The organism is Dolichospermum sp. LEGE 00240, from assembly GCF_015207875.1.
In the GTDB taxonomy this organism is placed as follows: Bacteria; Cyanobacteriota; Cyanobacteriia; order Cyanobacteriales; family Nostocaceae; genus Dolichospermum; species Dolichospermum gracile.
Genome location: NZ_JADEVZ010000011.1, coordinates 66,555 through 83,795, shown reverse-complemented (window position 1 = coordinate 83,795; position 17,241 = coordinate 66,555). Strand labels below are relative to the sequence as shown.

The window sequence follows — 17,241 nt, the reverse complement described above, 5'->3', positions numbered from 1 at the left end:
AGACTTCCCAGAAATAAATTATCCCAAGAAACGAACCACAGAGGCACAGAGTACACAGAGAGAGAATTTTTGCATCAGTTTTGGGACATTTTTTTATTTGGAAGTCTCTTAATGATTTCTAAGATTTCATAACTAACCTTGTTGCCATTAATCTTGGTGACTTTTGCATCTATGATATCCCCTTCTTTAAACTCTTGAGATTCAGTAACTTTAGCAATTTCCGCTTGACGTGCTGACTCTATAACTACTGCTGTGGGAAAGGTAATTTCCCCCATAGGGACACCAGAATTATTATAATATCTCATTAACCGCGATACCCAACCTAACATTTGCAAAATAGTTAAAGCATCACTGTTACTTTTGAAATATTGACTACAGATAGTTTCTATACTGCTGTAATACTCAGAGGTTTTTTTACTATGTCCAATCATTCTTCCATCTCTAACTAAAGTTTTGAGATAGGTTAAAAATCTGGATGTAGCATCATTTTTATCAATAACTGCCCGTAAATATGCAACAGCTTTACTGACCTCGTTAGCATCTGTATCTTCTTTGACTAAAGTTTGGGCGATCGCATGAGCAATTTCCCACTGTTGATCTGTTAAACTCTAATTCTTCGGCAAGTAAATTTGTAAAAGTTACTTGTGTTTTAAAAGTATATTCTTTTCCGGCTTGTTGGACAGAAATTCCGTCTTTTTGTCCTTTTTCAATTGTTCTGACAATCCGTTCAGCATGGGCGCGAATTGCACCTTTTAAACTGCTTCCTGGTAAATATATTGTCCGTCCACCAGCATGATAGGTTTCCACAAATTCCATATCTGGCTTTGTAGGGTCTGCTCCTTCTTTTCCTGATTTGATAAGAATTGGTCCATCAGGAATAATAGTTAAATCTATAGTACAGTGATTGACAAATTTTTTGTGCATAATATTAGGTTGGGAATATGAAGTTAAGCAGCAGCTAAAACTAAATTATTTAGCTGTAATTCAGATTGTTGGAATACAAAATTAACAACAGCAAATAATTTATCTAGTTCTTGAATTGTGTAATAAGTGCTATTTTTGGTAAATATTTCATTTTCTAATTTACCAAATTGCCATGTTGCACCATTAGAAACAATACCAAAAATAATAATTTGATATTCGCCATTTAATCTTTGAGCAGCGATCATTTCAGCTAAACATTGCGCCCAACCTGTTTCAAAGTTGTCTTGTTTGGCTTCAACTAAAATAAAGTATGGTTTATCAAAAACGATTTTACCTAAAGGGGAACGTTTAGCTAAAATATATTCAGGAAATCCTGATAATTTCTCATCGTAATTTAATGATTCATGACTCCATAAAACAAAATGTTGTCTGTAGGTTTTCCAAACTTCTTTAAGAACGGGATAAATGAGATTTTCACAGATAGCAAATTCTGAGTTATCAATTACAGCATCCCTCATCATTAATTCTAAATCTTCGCGGAAATAGTCGGGAATATTAAAAGTAATTCCGCTGATGAAATTAGCTTCTATATAGGTAACTTGAAATGCTTTGAGGACTTCACCGATGGTTTTGTAATTACTGAAAGCCATTTTCACCTCTTTAAGACTGTGTTTGGATTGGGGTTGTAGAATTTTGGGTATATTATCTCTCAAATGCTTGATGAGTGCTTGAGTCCAAATATCTTTGAAATCTTTGCCTTCTTGATAACTAGGTAATTTATCTCCTATTTTACTATTAACTAATTCTGTCAAATATGTTAATAATTTTACTGGGTTGTTATTAACATCAAGCCACCACATCTCACTAATATCTAGTTTAACAACTCCCAAGCCGCGAGAACGTCCACCACCAAGGGGAATTTGTTCTGTTTCAAATTGATGTAACCCAATCATCAATAGTCCTAATTCCCAATCTTCTGCATTTTCAACTATTGCGCGAAATTGGAATTGTGTATTAGCTGGTACAACTTGGAAATCATATAGTTTCCCGTCTGCGGCTGTTTCGGTGTCTCTGTCAATGGCTACTCCGTCTCCTTCTTGATATTGGTCAAACCATGTATCAGGTAGTACGCTTAAGTCACGGACTTGGAATTTACTGGCTATCCAGGGTGAATAGATGTTACCATCAATATATTCACTCGCTGGTTTTGTTTCTGGTTGTCGCAGAAAATCTGCTAGGGAAATTAAGGTAGCAACGGGAGTAGAGGTCATATTGTTAGGAATTTTGCAGTAGGTCTACATCAATTTATTCTACAAAAGTTTGAGATTTAATCAGGTAACTACAACGTCATCCAGTGCCTATATTTGCGGGAAATTGAGGAGGTTGTATGTGTGGTTTAGCACTAACTACAGAACTAATGGAGGATTTAATGAAATTAACAAATACTTTACTTACATCTTCATAGTCGTTGCTAATAATTGGCTTAAATCCATGAGCAAATAATGAGTTATTCCTAACTTCTAAAGCATTTATAATCTTATTTGCATTTTCTAGATAAATTTTGCCGATAGGATCATCAGGAAGTTTGGTTAAAAGCTCATAACTATTTCTTAAAGCTATTTGGATTTTTCCCTTAGCAGGAGAACGTTTTTTCTCATATTCATCCCGCAAATTTTCTGGTAGTTTTTCAGTATCAATATCACCTGTTTTAAGACCATAAGCTTTTAACAAACGAATCTGTGCTAATAATTCTAAAGCTCGGTAAAGTCTACCAACTGCATCATCATAACGTTGTTGGGTAGCACGCCTTTCTGCATTTAATATTAAGTCTTGAACTATTTCATAACCATGTCCTTCTGTTCCATTACTAGAATCAAACTTTTCATCTATTTGTCCTCTGCTATTAATTACACGCTTGAGAAATAGAGCTAAATTTCTAATTTCAGGGTTTTTCATCTGAGGTTCTAATAACTCTAAAGCGTCTCTATGTTCAAATCTATCCCAAGCATCTAACCCAGAACAACAAGCGTATAGGGTTTGAATTTGCCGCTTAATATCAGGTGGTAATGCCATTGATGATAATAAACGCCGAAGTTGTGCGATCGCTGCTGGATAGTTATACTGTTGTAAGAAAATAGGTAAAAATTGTTCTATTGTCCGTTGTGCAACTACAGGTGCTACACTTGCTTGTCCCGTTAATTCACCCCGTTCAACCTTGATAATATTTGTGCGGACGGCTGTGGTTACATATAATGTCAGTTGATAATCAACAGATGCCATTGCTAATCCTACAGACATGGATTTAGTACCACCCGTATAATCAGCCATCATTTGAGCATCTGTGACATTTTGTTGAATGTTCTGAATACATAATGATGCCTTCAGATAGCATTCTGATAAATCATCTGGTTCTTCAATTAAAATTATGTCTCTATCGGGTTGAAATTTATCACCTAATCCTATTTGTGTGGGAATATTTGGCAACTTTTCAATTACTTCTGTTCCGCGTCTAACTTCACAAGGAGTTCCACTTCCTATTACTTGAGACTTACTACCCTTTGCACCGTCAGAACAAAGAAAAACAACACGATCTGGTTGGAGGTCACGAATAGCAGTTACGATAGGTTGGTGAGAACCACCGACTGTAATTAAAAGAATTTTTGGCATGATTTAATTATCTCCTGATAAATTAATTACTAATGATTTATTAAGCTATTAAAGCTGTGTGTTCACGACTAAGATAACCAAGATAAAGTTGAGTTAATTTAAGATGAATAATTTTAGTAAGAGTAGCTTTATTATTCTCTAGATATTGTTTAAGTGATCTCAATTTTTCTCGCTGATTTTGATTAAGATTAGGATTAATACAATCTTGATTATTCTCTCCTTTGAATGGCTTTAATTCCTTATCTATGCTATAATCAATGGATTTAAAGATATTTTGAATATTGGTAATTAAACCATCAATTTGGTTAATTACTGCATGAGCAAATATTTCTTTTTTTCCATTCTCTATTTTTTCAATCTTCCAGATTTTACTACCATCTTTACGACCTACTTGATAACGGATATAGTTTTTAATCACCTCTATAGAAGATGTGGGATCTGTGGCAGTTGTTAGAACATTTTTTAAGGGTGAACGTTCTTTCACTTCTTTAATATCAAATCTTTTAGCAATTATTTGCATTTTTACAATGACATCATCTAATTGTTTACTTATCTCTTGATTGATTCTTAACGTTAGTTGTTGTTCTAACTCAATAGTAGAAATCTTTGTCATACCTTATACCGCCTTTTCTCTTAATATTAAATGAAACTCATTACAAACTTGTACTTGTCCAAAACCTTCCGAAGTTCTTTCTCCTAACCCTTTCAGTTCCAGTTCTTTTAATTTATCAATCCATAATTTTCCTCTTTCCTTATCTACACTAAATAAATACACGCCTCCTCTATTTGTTACTAATTCTATATCTTTCATCAAACCCCAAGCTGCATTCCAACCAGAACGATAGTTATAGCTGCTATATGCTACTTCCAATTTAAGAAATTTGTCTTTTTCTTCTCCATCATTTAATTGTGTAAATTCGCTATCTAAATTGACAAATTCACACAACATTTTTGGAGAAATGACTGTGGTATGTCGCCAGTTTTCAGTAAAAATACCATCTGATTGTAAATCAAGAGTAAAATAAAAACGCTTTTCCAATAAATCATTTTCTGGTTGACCAAAAATTGACCAACATTTCCATCGTTCTTCTAGTTTTTTGTTGAAATCCTTAATTCTATTTTCAACATCTGTTACAGCATTGTCAAATGTAGCTGTGATTTAGATCATATTTTTCCTTTTCGGCTAAGAATGACTTAATAGCAACTGTTCCTACTGCTGGATAACCGTTTTGAAAAATCGCAGGTTCATTACCTAAAAACAGGGTAGCAAAATCACCACCATCTGCTGTTAAATCACGTTCTGTGATATCTGGCATTTTTGGCTTAGATAGTTGTAGAATTTGAGATGCGATCGCACCACGAATAACAGAACCAGGAATATGATCTTCTGCTTCACTAACAGAACCTGGTTTTCTAGCAGCAATAGCTAATGGAGATAAGGCTGTAATCTCTAGTTTAATGCGTGGCATCATCTTGTTTTTGGTAATAATAATTTCCAACTTTGATCATTTATTTGTAGAGTTTCTAGGTTTTCCCAACTCAGCCAACCTAACCCAGCAGACTTGCTTCCACCTAAAGCATTAATATGGCGTAAAGCGGACAAAATCAATGGTTTAGCATATTCTGGACAATCTGGTAATAGCTGAATTTCTCCTATAAATTTCAACTGACTATTAGGTGGAGAAGTTTCCAGAAAATACAATTTTTTCTCCTCAGCAGTGCGACGACGACGGTTAATAGTTACCCCAGGACGGATAACTTCTGGTAAATCGTCTTTCTTCATGTCACAAATCAAATCATTAACAATGATGCGTGATGGTAATATAGGATTACCAAATATTTTGGAAATAAAGCAATGATACCCTCTATGATTTTCTAGTTGATATTCTTCTCGAAATTCTGGATTTACTTGATCTTGGTTTGGACAAAGTGTTTCTGATTTTGGTGGTTCAAAAATCTGCCATCCTAATGCACGCGCTATTTTTTCACATTCATGGCGCAGTCTTCCTTTCAATTGTGAAGCCGGAATTAATAATTTTCCTTCTTTTCCAAGTTCTCGCAAAGATCGAGATGGTGTTACTTGATCAGGATGTAATCTTTCAGAAGTGATTTTATCGTAGTAAGTTTTATTCTTTTTATCTACAAATTGTTCAAATTTATCAACCCAAGTTTCAATTACTCCACAGTCCCAGTCTAATCCAGAATTGTCATACCATTGATGATTTTTATCTTGTTTAGCTTTTTGTCCAACATATCTTTTTCGAGCCAAAACTTCAGAAAATTTTGGTTGATTTGGTAGTTCGTCTGCTTGCATAAGTATAGAACGGCGATCGCCCTCATCTCGTACTAAATAAGGATGAGTTTCAAACATGGGAGGATAACAGCGCAAAGGTCTATTATTCCCATTAATTTTATTACCAATATTCTCTAGCTTTTTGACACTGTTCACAGTTTGAGCTTTGATCACAGCTAAAAAATGCAGGTAAATCAATTAAATTTATTCTATCTAGTAAAGCAGATGCACCACGAATATCAGGAAGTTTAGAAGCTTCAAAAACATATTGTTTAACCTTAGTCACGCCACCATAAACCAAACCAAGTTTAGTAGTTTGATTCCATAAATCAGCATATTTGGTTTTCAATTCTTCCAAAGTTTTGGGAAAATAATCCTCATCAATTCCTTGCAATTCTTCAACCTGCTGAACAATTTCCTTAACCTCTTCTGGTACTTCTCCCCCATTCCTCAAAACTTCCCGCATTTCCTGTAAAACAGTAACATCAAACTGCGGTTTGCGTTCATTACCCCAAGCTAAACACCAAGCGATCGCAATACTAACAGAATTCATCTGATCCATTTTTAGATTCTCCTGAAACTAACCTCAGCAAGTTTACTAATGGTGACTACGTACCTTTTTAGGCAGATTCACCAAAGCTCAACCGTAAAATATTGCCTTTGAACTCGATGTTGTAAGTAGTCATTACCTTTACTGATTGACTGACTATTACATCATACATGGCAGTGGAAGCTGCCTATTCCAGATTAGTCTATGCTGGAATTACAAACTTCAGGTGACTGGAAGTCGCTGCTAAACAAACAAAATCCGTCTACGCGGAATAAAAGAGCCCAAATATGAAATTAACTGGCGCAGACGGTCATTTGGGAGTTTTTTTTATTTAGATACTAAGGGTAATTCACTGCTTAATATTTCTTAATATAGTTGGCTTGACTTACTTTGCATAAACTTGTATACTGCTAGGAGTCAAAGCAGTTATAGAGAACTAACCAATAAGCCTTTTTGCTTATTGAATTAGGATTTCGGGGTTATAGCGCAGTTGGTAGCGCACCTCAATGGCATTGAGGGGGTCAGCGGTTCGAATCCGCTTAGCTCCATACAGATTATAAGTAATCAAATTCCTCCAGTCCCCTAAGGGATACGTGGACTAACACAAAATTAAGGTTCTTAACCCACGTATTCTTTACGGGACCGAAGGAATAGGTGGGTTTTGTCTGTGTAGCCGCGACTTCTAGTCGCCAGGATTAGTTTTCAAACACCCTCTTAGCCATATTTTCCTGGGTAGGAAGGCAAGAGGCAAGAGGATTTGAGAATATGAAGGTGTACCGAGTTTTGTATGGGTACGCCACGCAAGACTCAGTAGGTATTAATTATGTCTTTCCCGTTCCCTGTTCCCTGACCACACAAGTAAATTCACAGAATCAAACCGGATTCCTCTAGGAGTCCTAGATTTTAAGTAAGTATTGTTATATCTCACAATTTCCTGTATATTTTATCTCATCTTGGATGTATCAAAGGATTTTATGTTAGAGAAAAGACTGCCATGGTTTGAAAGTGCTTTACAAATAAAAGGATCAGTCATTGCGGCGATTTACAAACGGGTGATATTGTGTGGTGCTTTTGGAGTTTTAATTTCTATACTTTATCATCTGAAAATTCCCGTTTCTCAACCAATTTTAGGGACTGTTATTCCCAGTATCGTTTTGGGTTTGTTATTAGTATTTCGTACTAATACAGCCTATGAACGTTTTTGGGAAGGGAGAAAATGCTGGGGGGCAATAATCAATACTATCCGTAATTTAGCTCGACAAATTTGGGTATCTATTGATGAAAAAGGACTGGAAGATAAAGATCATAAAATTGAGGCTTTAAACTTACTTGTGGCTTTTGGCATAGCGACAAAACTACATTTACGAAATGAACCTATAAATAGTGATTTAGAAGCATTAATGCCAGATTCTAAATACATCACTCTAAAGATTATCAATAATCCGCCTTTAGAGATTGCCTTTTGGATTAGCGATTATTTACAACAGCAATATAACCGTAATTGCATTAATAGTTATCAACTAACATCTATGCAGGAACTATTAAATATGTTGGTAGATAATTTAGGTGCTTGTGAACGAATTTTAAGAACACCAATGCCCCTGGCTTATGCTATTCACCTCAAACAATTATTATTGTTGTATTGCTTCCTATTGCCATTTCAAATCGTCCAGAGTCTTGACTGGTGGACTGGCTTAATTTCTGCTTTGGTTAGCTTTACGTTGTTAGGGATTGAAGCCATTGGGTTAGAAATTGAAAATCCCTTTGGTTATGACGAAAATGATTTACCTTTAGACGCAATTTGCACAACTATGAAGCGAAATATTGATGATTTAATCAGCTTAACTCCTACTGTGCATAAATTGCATAAATAATGAAATTTAAATCACACTGGAAATAGAAGCTATAAATGGTGATACTACCTCAACAAATGCTTGAGTATATTCATAGGGCATAACATTCTTGCCAATGATTTTTACTCCCTGACCTTGAGGTAGGCAATTCAAATAATATGCTAATCTTTCATCGGGAGTTTCTGGTTTACTTTCTTTACTGATGCCGCGAGCTTTTTCTCCGACAACTAATAATGTGCGGTGAGGAATTGAGGCAATATCATGACTATAATCTCTTTGCCAAAATCTAGCTAAAAAAGCAAATACAGCATAACGCCCATTCATATTTTTAGCATCTGCCATGAGGGTATTTAGCCATTCATCATCAACGTTTTCGCTGAGAGCAAATAATTTTTCAGATGAGAAAGAATACAAGAATTTGCGGGTGCGGGCATAGCGGAAAAAGGCATTACCTATGGGAGATGTAAAAATACTCCAAAGTAAGTTCTGTTGCCATTTGGGGGCATTTTTAGTAATAACTGGACGAGAGGTAGGATCAGATAATACTAACCCGGCAATTAGGTCTTTTTCCAGTTTCACTAATTCCATGGCAACTGGTAACAAAGCTCCTTGGACGACGATAATAACGGGCTGTTTAATTATAGTTTGCAAAAAGTATTGCAACTGGTTTGCCCAGTTAATTGGTGTATGTGCTAAGGCTGGCATATCACTTTCACCACATCCCAATAAGTCGGGATTGTAGATATAATTTTGGTGATTTTTATCATACCATTCTCGGCAAAATCGTTGCCAAAATTGCCGTGATAAACCTACACCGATAGGATGAATTAAAAGTAAAGGAATGCCTGTTGCTGGCGAATTGAGAGGTTGATGAATTTCGTAAGCACAGCGATAGTTTTGCCAAAAATAATACTGGGTTGGCAATGCTGTTCCGTTGTTAACTGTAGATGATGACATGATGATAAGTACCTGAGCAAAATTAATTTAACATTCTTGGAGCAAACAAAAATCTCTGTAGCTCTTATCTGTTCCCTGTTCCAAAGATAAAATTTATTTTTCACGACTAAGTAGGTGAACACAATAAAACCAAACTCTGTAAAGAAACGTAAAATCGCGGAAAACTTCTTCACTCTTGCCTCTTGCCTATTGCCTCGCTATACGCTATAAGACTAAAAAATTATTTGCGGGTGAATGAATTTATATCCAGCATCTTTAAGCTTTTGATTGGATACCCAGGCATTATATGGGCGGATATTTTTATTATCTGCATCCCAAATAACTTTAGGTAAATTGTTTTTTGTCATCACATTATCAAGTAATTCTTTATTTGTGAGATGACTATCATCTACAAGATTATAAATGCCTTGTAAGCGATGCTCACGAGCAAATTCTATGGTGTTAACAATATCATCAAGATGAATCCAATTGGTGATATCTTCTCCATTACCGGGACGAGTTGTTCCTGCGGCTCTACCAAAGATTTTTTCCAGTTCTCTACCCGGTCCATAAATACCACCTAACCGTAAAATACAAATGCGGGTGTTTTCATTGTTCGCTGATAATAATATATCCTCTGTTTTTCTGAGGAGTTGAGAATTGCGATTAGCTGGTGCTGGTGGGCTTTCTTCGTCTACCCAAACACCATTTCTATCTCCATAAATTGAATAACTACCTGTATATATGACTTGGTGAATATGAGGAAATTGGGGTAAGAGAGAAACTAGGGTTTTTGCGGTATCTACATAGGTTTCTTCATAGGAATCTGCATTTTTTGCCCCGACACTTAATAAAACAATTTCTTGATTTTTTAATACGGCTTTCAAACTTTCTAAATCATTACCTGATGTGACAATAACTCTTTGTGCTACTGTTTCTACGGTAGGGATACGTTCTGGGCTAGTGGTAGTTGCGGTCAGCATAAAATTACTGTTTGACTGCCAATATTTGCTAACTGCACAACCTACATAACCACAGCCAATAATTGCAATGTTCATGATCATTAATAGAACTAAAATAAATTATTTTTAACAATTACCAGTCAATCGTCAATAGTACAGGAATCCAGAAGTTTTTGACTAATAAGTATTAGTTTTACTTAAAATTTTCTGCCTATTCAAATATATAACCTGAGAAGGAAGCCACATTGATCATTAAATTTTGTGAATCCAGCATTCCTACTTTGTCTGTCAACTTGACTTTTGGAGTCAAAGAGCAGGAAGTAGATTCTCTCACATATTATGGACTATGGCTATATTATTAATTTTAATGGCTATGACTATGGTACTTACTGGTAATCTAATTAGCAAGAAATATTACTAAGTTTTTTATATTGTCAGTAATTTTGACTTGCTGTTTAGTTCCTGGGATTGTTTTCAGGTATGAATTATACCATCAGGCATGATGGCTCCAGCTAATTTAGCTCCAATCAATTTTACCAGTAGGCGATCGCCTGAACGAATTCTCGCTCCTGTCAAATCAGCACCACGCAAATCAGCACCGCTAAGATCCGCACCAATCAAATTAGCCGAGCGTAAATTGGCATCTCTTAAATCCGCTAAAAGTAAGTTGGCTCTAAATAAATTGGCTTCTGACAAATCCGCACCTCGGAGAATTACCTTGTGCATAAAGGTATCACTAAGATTAGACCCACTTAGATTGGCATAGCTCAAGTTTCTGCCTGATAAATCCCGGTTGCTCAAATTAGCGCGACTAAAATCTTTACCGCTTAAATCGGAATTTGGCTGTGGTGGTTGATAGGTTGTGTGTGGTGGATAGGAGTAGGTAGACCATGGTTTCTGGGCTGGAGGTGGGGAAGAATAAGATGAATTAGACTGTTTATCCCGTAAAGAGCGCAGTTTATCACGAGCTTCATTAAATAATTTCAGCTTTTCCTGGGCTTTGTGTTGTAAGCGCAGATTGTCTTTGGGGAGACGGTCTGGATGCCAAACAAACACTAAATCTTTATAAGCCTGGTTTATTTGTTCGAGTGTAGCCCCTGGCTCTAATTCTAAGATTCTGTAGTATCGCTCCAGTTCGCTGCTCGTCATGGTGTATTAGTGAATATTAATTAATAATTTAACAAATGTTGAGTATTTGTTCATTTAGCTTTCCCGACAGAAGCCCCACGCTCCTAAGAGTGAGCGTGGGATGAATGGCGCGTGAGTGACTTTCTTGACTAACGAGCGAAATTGAGTATAGCAAAATCAGTAATGTTGGTCGGTGAGGAATGAACACTTTCTTGGTTTTTTCAAAATATTTGTATAATTTTAACCACTAGGTGTAATCCAATTAAATGCACCAAAAGCAGCCTATTAAAACAAAAGCTAATTGTTTGGCTCAAGAAAAGAACCGTGGGGCGCACGGTCTTAAAGCTCAGTCAATGTCTTCAGGGAACAGGGGACAGGGAACAGGGGACAGGGAACAGGGAAAGAATTTTCTTCTTTCTCATGAACTCCTGAACTCCTGACTCTTGACTCCTGGATTCCTCAAAACTTTCTTTCAAATTCAATTACAGCCCGACTATCATCAGTTAAATTAGTAGAAGAACGCACACGGAATTGATTATTTATGCGGTAATTAACCCCCCATTTTAAAGGATCATTTGCCGTGAGGATTTTAATAGTAGAAATAGAGAATTTTGCAGAAATATCAATTCCCGCTTCCAAAGCTAATTCTAAAGATGAGTTATTTCTCCCTGCTTCTGGTCTTTCAGACAGAATAGTAGGAAATATTCGCAATTCACTTAAACCAAAAGCATCACCAATTTCATTAAATGCACCTTGGAAATTACTGAAAACAGCCGAACCAGCAATATTAATTAAACCCAGGGTACTATCACCACGTCCTTGATTATCCACAAATCCACCTCCTAGCAAAGTGACAATTTGTGTTTCTGAACGGGAAGGATTACTTTTTAATTGCAAGTTATCATTAATTTGACTAGCTAAACCATTAATACTAGCTTCTACTCGCACCGTTTCTAAACCTGCTAAACCTAGAGAACCTTGTCTACTAAGATCACTATTTTGAGTTATGTCTAGAACCTTCGCAAATAGGCGAATATTCAAATCAGGGTCACGGGGTTGACGCGGACTAAAAGTAGCAGTTTGTGGATAACCTTTTGCTAGATTTAGTTGGGTGGTAAATAAATTCACTGCACCTTTAGTTAACTTAATCGTTCCCTCTGGTATGGGTTCATCCAAAGAACCATTAACAGTTATATCTCCAGAAGCTTGGAACTTGAACACTGGTGGTTTAGAAATTTGGATATTGTTGCCCAATCTTAATTTTAAATCATTTAACTTAGTAATTTTACCTCCTGTATCTAGTTGATTGAGGTTATTAATTTTCGCAGATGATGAATTTTCATCTTTAGATTCTGCTAATAATACTTGACCATTAAATAATTCTATATTGCCGCCAATTATTGGTTGGATAAGAGAACCAGTAATTTTTAAATCACCATTAGCACCCCCTTGATATAATTCCTTAAGATTTAAAGATAATTGTCTTAAATTAACCATTAAGGGAATATCTAGTTGCACATTTTTACTATTAGCAATTGGCAATTCTCCCACAGCTTCCACTTTACCATTGCTAAATTTACCTTCAAGATTTTTGATAAACACACGAGTTAAATCGAAAATTGCTTTACCATTCACACTGGTTAACTTTCCTGGTAAGGCTTGGGCGCTAAAGGTGGCATTATCAAGAGAAGCAGTTCCTTTCACGAAAGGTTGTTTTCTAGTTCCTCGAACTTTTAAATCTAATTCTCCTTGTCCCTGTTCAAAAGCTATCTCATTAGTAAAGAGATTTAAAAGTGTCAAACCTTCATTTTTGATATTGATATTTAAAGTAACTTTGTCACTGTCCAATTTTGCAGAAGCAAAGGGTAAAGTATAGGGAATACTACCATCAATATTTGCAGGTTCAGCCCCTACTCCTAGTACCTGACTACCAAAGTTTAAACGTCCATTCGCATAACTGAAACTAGCATTAGCTGATTCCACTGGTTTTTTATCAATTGTTCCTTCTGTAATGTTTAATTCTCCTGTAGCTTGAGGATTAGCAATACTACCTGCTATGGCTGCATTAAGTTTTAGCTTACCTGTAATTCCCAGCGGCAGTTTCACGAAATTATTAAATCGCTGAATGGGAAAGTTTTCAACTGTTAATTTACCTGATTGGGTTTTACCACTAACGTAACCTGTAAAGGCAATTAACTTGTTTTCCGATTGAATTCGTAAAGGTTGTAACCGCAAAGTTCCTTCTGTAAAACCACCTTCAGCTATGATTTTTTCGACACGATAAAAGCGGTTTGGTTCTGTTGGGTTCCCCCAGGTAAAATTTTGTCCCTGGAAGTTAAATTTTATTCTTGGTTCGTCCGTTGTGGCAGTATTAATGGAAATGTCACCATTCAAAATCCCCTTTAAGTCTCTTAATTCTGGGATAGGTTGAGTATCTAATCGTTTTTGTTTTTGGGTATTTAGTAGGGCATTAATTTCTGATAATCGTTGTATTTGGTTAAATAGAGACTCTAATGGTAAGCCTTGAGATTGAGTGGTTAAATCCACAGATTTGCCGTAGATAGGTGGGTTTAAACCCCGCTGGAAGTCTTGAATATCAAAGATTTGTGCTGCGGTGAGAATGTCTTGAATATTGCCTTTGTCAATCTTAATATTTGCTCGCAGTTGCGGTTTCTTTGCCCAAGGTTTGATGTTAGCAGCAAAGGTATATCTACTTTCATCTTTGCGAAGTTCGCTATCACTGAGGATGAATGTGTTGTTATTATAGCGGAGTTGGGTTGTAAAGCGATCGCCTTTAATTCTCCCCAGTTCCGGTTTTTCAATGGCTATATTTCCCGTTGTAGCTAATGTCTGGGAATTAATTTGCAAATTCCCTGTTAATAATCCTCTCACTCCTCCTGGACTTAAAGGAGTATTTGCTGGTAAAGCTATATTTAAAGCTTTTAAAGGAAAATTAGTCACATTTATATCCCAATCAGATCCTGTTGCTGCACCTGATAACAATGCTTGTTGCCACTGAACTAAAAAGGATTTCGGGCGATTATTACCGTCTAAACTAACTGCGATACGTTCCTTGACACCAGCAACATCTAAACTCAACCCCTGTCCTGATACAGCATTTAAGTTACCAGTCAATAATGGCTCAAAAGCAAATTCCTGAACTTTCAAATTGCGTAACCCTAATTTAGCTGTAATATTTGGAGCAGTAGGTTTTCCTGTCACCTGTCCGCTAAAATCCAATCTGCCAGCCATATCAGCAAGATCCGGTAGTTGCACTGGCAAGCCTTCCAGACTATAATTTTTAGCCTGGATATTCAAATTAACATCAGTAATTTCTGGAACACCCGATTTCTTAACATTAGCTAATAAATAACCTTTTATAGCGAGCGCTGTTGGACTATTAGCTTGAAAATTGGCACTATTATAACCATCAATAGTTAGCTTTTCTCCATTCCAACCAATATCAGCTTGAATAGGTGTATCCATACCTGATAAACCTTGACTCAACCGCACCCGACCAACAGCAGCCACATCTGCTAATGTGGGAGCAGCTAGAGTTCCCGATACTTGCAACTTTCCTCCCAACTGTCCTTTTAACTGCTGATTAAAAGGCTTTAATTGCAAACCTGAAGTAGCCAACAAGGCTTGATAATGACCATTATTCAGTTGAATCTCCGAAGCTTTAACTATACCACTAGGTAATTTTAAATAGCCTTTCCCTTCTCCTTGAATAGTTTCTGGTTGAAATGATTCCACCGAACCCGCTACTTGCAATTGACCGGTGATCACTCCCTGCATTTCTGGGCGTATTTCCTGCGCCCCTACGAGTTTTGTTAAAGGTATATTATCAGCTTGGATTTTTGCTTGATAGCTACCTTCTGCTACTTGAATATTAACAGCTTTAATTGTCTGTTTACCAATAGATAGAAAGGCTTCACCGATTCCAGAAAAGGTTTTTAGACTGAAATTTTCCCTGTTACTGGTAATCATAAAATTACCTGATAGGGAATTATTTAAAATTGGGTTAGCTTGTTTGAAAATTGTTCCTAACCGTAAATCTTTTCCTCGCAATAAAGCGGTAAAATTTTGGTTATTTAATTGGATTTGGGAAATATTGACTGTGCCACCGGCAATGTTGACATTGGCATTTTCAGGAATAATTGTTTCTATTTGAAATGGCGAGGAATTTCCTGATAAACGCAAACTACCGTTAAATTCCGCCCCAGCCAAAGCAATATTTTCCTGCTGTTTTTGGTCAACCAAAGATGTTAATTGGATTTTACTAGCTTGAGTTAAAGCTTGCCAACGCTTGCTATCATAACTATAACTACCACTACCAGTAACTATACCGCCACCAACCTTAGCAACTATATCACTAAAGGAAACTGTGCGATCGCTACGAATAATACTTGTCCCCGTGACTGGGTATTTGGCTTGAGGCGCTTGCCATTTAACTACAGTCTGAGTATCAGTAGCCACACCCTTCAATTCCGCGGTGGCTGTGATCAGGCCAATGGGGAAGCCTGTTTTGATATTATATACTTGAGCGATCGCATCCCCAGGCAGATTTTCGGCTTGTAACTGCAAATCCAGTGCCGATACTTCACCAACTTTGATTATCCCCCCACCCTTAACCTCACCGCCATAAGTAGTTTTACCTTGAATATCTGTAATTTTCAGGAGAGATTGACTACTAATAAGCTCAAATTTACTACTAACTTGCCCAAAATCAACTTTATCAATTTGGGCAGTTTTCAACGTCCTCACATTACCGGACAATACAGGTTGAGAAATTCTCCCTACTATCTGTAAATCAGCTTGAGCTATACCACTCACCGGAAATGGTAACTTTACCTTGAGCGTTGTTTGGGCATTAGCTAAACTTACCGCATTTACACGCCCTTTTAAATTAAACCCTGCTTGCTGATCAATAGTACCCGATGCTGTTAACGGAATCTTGCCGTAATTTGTAACTATATGATCTAATTTAATTAACAATCCATCAAAACTGAGATTTCCCTGACTATTATTGAGCAATTGGGGCAGATTGGGAATTTGCACCGTCACGCCTTCTAGAGCCATATTGCCATAAAGTAAGGTTTTCTGCTTTGGTATCACCTGAATTCGCAAATCACCATTAACCTTACCAGTTTGTAAAACCAGTGGTAAAGTTACAATCCGAGTAATATCTGCGGCCAGAAGATTTTCAGCTTTGAGTCGAAAATCCCCAGCTAAAGTTTTCTCAGGAATTAAATCGCCAACAATGGTAATACCACCCCCACTGACAGCCTTACCAGCCAAGTCCAACTTAATTAGGCGATTTTTATCTAAGAAGAGTTGAGCCGTGCCATTAACCCCAGAAAATCTTACTGGGACTGGTAAGGAAATTTTTGCCCCTTCACTAACTTTCGGTACTAATACCAAATTTGCATCCCGAAACCGCAATTTATCTAAATCGGTTTTAATCAGTCCTGCCTCAGTAGGTGGAGCGATAGTAGTCGTTAACCAGCCTCCCTGCCTATCCTGCTCAACATAAACATCTGGATTAATTAAAGTTACATCCAATCGAAGATTGCGGTTAATAACTAACTTCCAAATATCAAATCCTACATCTACTGCCCTGACATTTACCCGATCTGGATCTGTCGGTGTAGCAGGAATCTCCGAAGCGGCAAACTGAACACCAGTCAGGGAAAAGGATTTAACCGCTCCCAATTTCACTGGACGATTGAGAGTATTAGTAAGACCTTGGGTTGCTAATGGTACTAAATCGTGATCAACAAAACTCTTTAATCGCCAAACACCACCAATAATTCCTAATAATAACAAAGCACCTATACCTAAGCCAGCACGGCCAAGTATCGTCCACCATAGACGATTAGTCATAAAATTAACGGGACGAGAATTTTGACTAGGAGAGTTAGACAT

Annotated in this window: 13 protein-coding genes, 1 tRNA gene and 2 pseudogenes; 2 read left to right on the top strand and 14 right to left on the bottom strand. The window is 36.8% G+C overall.

Annotation, left to right across the window (positions count from 1 at the left end; all coding sequences use genetic code 11):
• Positions 1 to 74: 74 nt before the first annotated feature.
• The 10 genes and pseudogenes from IQ226_RS05855 to IQ226_RS05815 all read right to left on the bottom strand — a co-directional run bounded on the left by IQ226_RS05855 (position 75) and on the right by IQ226_RS05815 (position 6,446).
• A complete protein-coding gene (locus IQ226_RS05855) occupies positions 75 to 431 on the bottom strand; it encodes a hypothetical protein (RefSeq protein WP_193893220.1) in 357 nt (118 codons plus the stop codon).
• A 271-nt stretch (positions 432 to 702) separates the two neighbouring features.
• Positions 703 to 924: pseudogene (locus tag IQ226_RS05850) on the bottom strand (RAMP superfamily CRISPR-associated protein); the annotation flags it as partial.
• 23 nt (positions 925 to 947) lie between these two features.
• Positions 948 to 1,574: a hypothetical protein gene (locus tag IQ226_RS05845; protein WP_193893255.1), complete on the bottom strand. Its 627-nt coding sequence runs from the start codon at positions 1,572 to 1,574 to the stop codon at positions 948 to 950.
• Between the two features lie 267 nt (positions 1,575 to 1,841).
• Positions 1,842 to 2,195: pseudogene (locus tag IQ226_RS25865) on the bottom strand (RAMP superfamily CRISPR-associated protein); the annotation flags it as partial.
• Positions 2,196 to 2,271: 76 nt separating this feature from the next.
• Complete coding sequence (locus IQ226_RS05835; protein WP_193893217.1) at positions 2,272 to 3,591, bottom strand: TIGR02710 family CRISPR-associated CARF protein; 1,320 nt, start codon at positions 3,589 to 3,591, stop codon at positions 2,272 to 2,274.
• A gap of 40 nt (positions 3,592 to 3,631) precedes the next feature.
• Complete coding sequence (locus IQ226_RS05830) at positions 3,632 to 4,204, bottom strand: hypothetical protein (protein WP_193893214.1); 573 nt, start codon at positions 4,202 to 4,204, stop codon at positions 3,632 to 3,634.
• A gap of 3 nt (positions 4,205 to 4,207) precedes the next feature.
• Entirely contained in the window at positions 4,208 to 4,630 is a 423-nt protein-coding gene (locus tag IQ226_RS25860; RefSeq protein WP_370567086.1) for a hypothetical protein, read from the bottom strand.
• A gap of 103 nt (positions 4,631 to 4,733) precedes the next feature.
• Positions 4,734 to 5,063, bottom strand: coding sequence for a hypothetical protein (locus IQ226_RS25855; protein ID WP_370567085.1), 330 nt, complete (start codon positions 5,061 to 5,063; stop codon positions 4,734 to 4,736).
• Positions 5,060 to 6,040 carry an RAMP superfamily CRISPR-associated protein gene (locus tag IQ226_RS25850; protein WP_370567084.1) on the bottom strand — a complete coding sequence of 327 codons (981 nt, stop codon included), beginning with the start codon at positions 6,038 to 6,040 and terminating at the stop codon, positions 5,060 to 5,062. Before IQ226_RS25850 ends, IQ226_RS25855 begins: the two co-directional genes overlap by 4 nt.
• Positions 6,006 to 6,446: a hypothetical protein gene (locus IQ226_RS05815; protein WP_193893211.1), complete on the bottom strand. Its 441-nt coding sequence runs from the start codon at positions 6,444 to 6,446 to the stop codon at positions 6,006 to 6,008. Before IQ226_RS05815 ends, IQ226_RS25850 begins: the two co-directional genes overlap by 35 nt.
• A gap of 463 nt (positions 6,447 to 6,909) precedes the next feature.
• On the opposite strand from IQ226_RS05815, the gene IQ226_RS05810 reads away from it, so the two are divergent.
• Positions 6,910 to 6,982, top strand: a tRNA-Ala gene (locus IQ226_RS05810).
• 426 nt (positions 6,983 to 7,408) lie between these two features.
• Positions 7,409 to 8,308 (top strand): bestrophin family protein, encoded by a 900-nt coding sequence (locus IQ226_RS05805; RefSeq protein ID WP_193893209.1) that lies wholly within the window; start codon positions 7,409 to 7,411, stop codon positions 8,306 to 8,308.
• Positions 8,309 to 8,314: 6 nt separating this feature from the next.
• Here the strand turns inward: IQ226_RS05805 and IQ226_RS05800 are convergent, their stop codons facing one another.
• The 4 genes from IQ226_RS05800 to IQ226_RS05785 form a co-directional block, all read right to left on the bottom strand.
• Positions 8,315 to 9,244 carry an alpha/beta fold hydrolase gene (locus IQ226_RS05800; protein WP_193893207.1) on the bottom strand — a complete coding sequence of 310 codons (930 nt, stop codon included), beginning with the start codon at positions 9,242 to 9,244 and terminating at the stop codon, positions 8,315 to 8,317.
• A 212-nt stretch (positions 9,245 to 9,456) separates the two neighbouring features.
• Positions 9,457 to 10,281 (bottom strand): SDR family oxidoreductase, encoded by an 825-nt coding sequence (locus tag IQ226_RS05795; RefSeq protein WP_193893206.1) that lies wholly within the window; start codon positions 10,279 to 10,281, stop codon positions 9,457 to 9,459.
• Between the two features lie 378 nt (positions 10,282 to 10,659).
• Entirely contained in the window at positions 10,660 to 11,334 is a 675-nt protein-coding gene (locus tag IQ226_RS05790; protein ID WP_193893205.1) for a pentapeptide repeat-containing protein, read from the bottom strand.
• A gap of 438 nt (positions 11,335 to 11,772) precedes the next feature.
• Positions 11,773 to 17,241: a translocation/assembly module TamB domain-containing protein gene (locus IQ226_RS05785; RefSeq protein WP_193893204.1), complete on the bottom strand. Its 5,469-nt coding sequence runs from the start codon at positions 17,239 to 17,241 to the stop codon at positions 11,773 to 11,775.

Excerpts from the sequence above, each read along its gene's own strand:
- IQ226_RS25855 (WP_370567085.1), bottom strand. The coding sequence starts at position 5,063 with ATGATGCCACGCATTAAACTAGAGATTACAGCCTTATCTCCATTAGCT.
- IQ226_RS05855 (WP_193893220.1), bottom strand. The coding sequence starts at position 431 with ATGATTGGACATAGTAAAAAAACCTCTGAGTATTACAGCAGTATAGAA.
- IQ226_RS05800 (WP_193893207.1), bottom strand. The coding sequence starts at position 9,244 with ATGTCATCATCTACAGTTAACAACGGAACAGCATTGCCAACCCAGTAT.
- IQ226_RS05795 (WP_193893206.1), bottom strand. The coding sequence starts at position 10,281 with ATGAACATTGCAATTATTGGCTGTGGTTATGTAGGTTGTGCAGTTAGC.
- IQ226_RS05785 (WP_193893204.1), bottom strand. The coding sequence starts at position 17,241 with ATGTCTAACTCTCCTAGTCAAAATTCTCGTCCCGTTAATTTTATGACT.
- IQ226_RS05845 (WP_193893255.1), bottom strand. The coding sequence starts at position 1,574 with ATGGCTTTCAGTAATTACAAAACCATCGGTGAAGTCCTCAAAGCATTT.
- IQ226_RS05815 (WP_193893211.1), bottom strand. The coding sequence starts at position 6,446 with ATGGATCAGATGAATTCTGTTAGTATTGCGATCGCTTGGTGTTTAGCT.
- IQ226_RS05805 (WP_193893209.1), top strand. The coding sequence starts at position 7,409 with ATGTTAGAGAAAAGACTGCCATGGTTTGAAAGTGCTTTACAAATAAAA.
- IQ226_RS05790 (WP_193893205.1), bottom strand. The coding sequence starts at position 11,334 with ATGACGAGCAGCGAACTGGAGCGATACTACAGAATCTTAGAATTAGAG.
- IQ226_RS05830 (WP_193893214.1), bottom strand. The coding sequence starts at position 4,204 with ATGACAAAGATTTCTACTATTGAGTTAGAACAACAACTAACGTTAAGA.
- IQ226_RS05835 (WP_193893217.1), bottom strand. The coding sequence starts at position 3,591 with ATGCCAAAAATTCTTTTAATTACAGTCGGTGGTTCTCACCAACCTATC.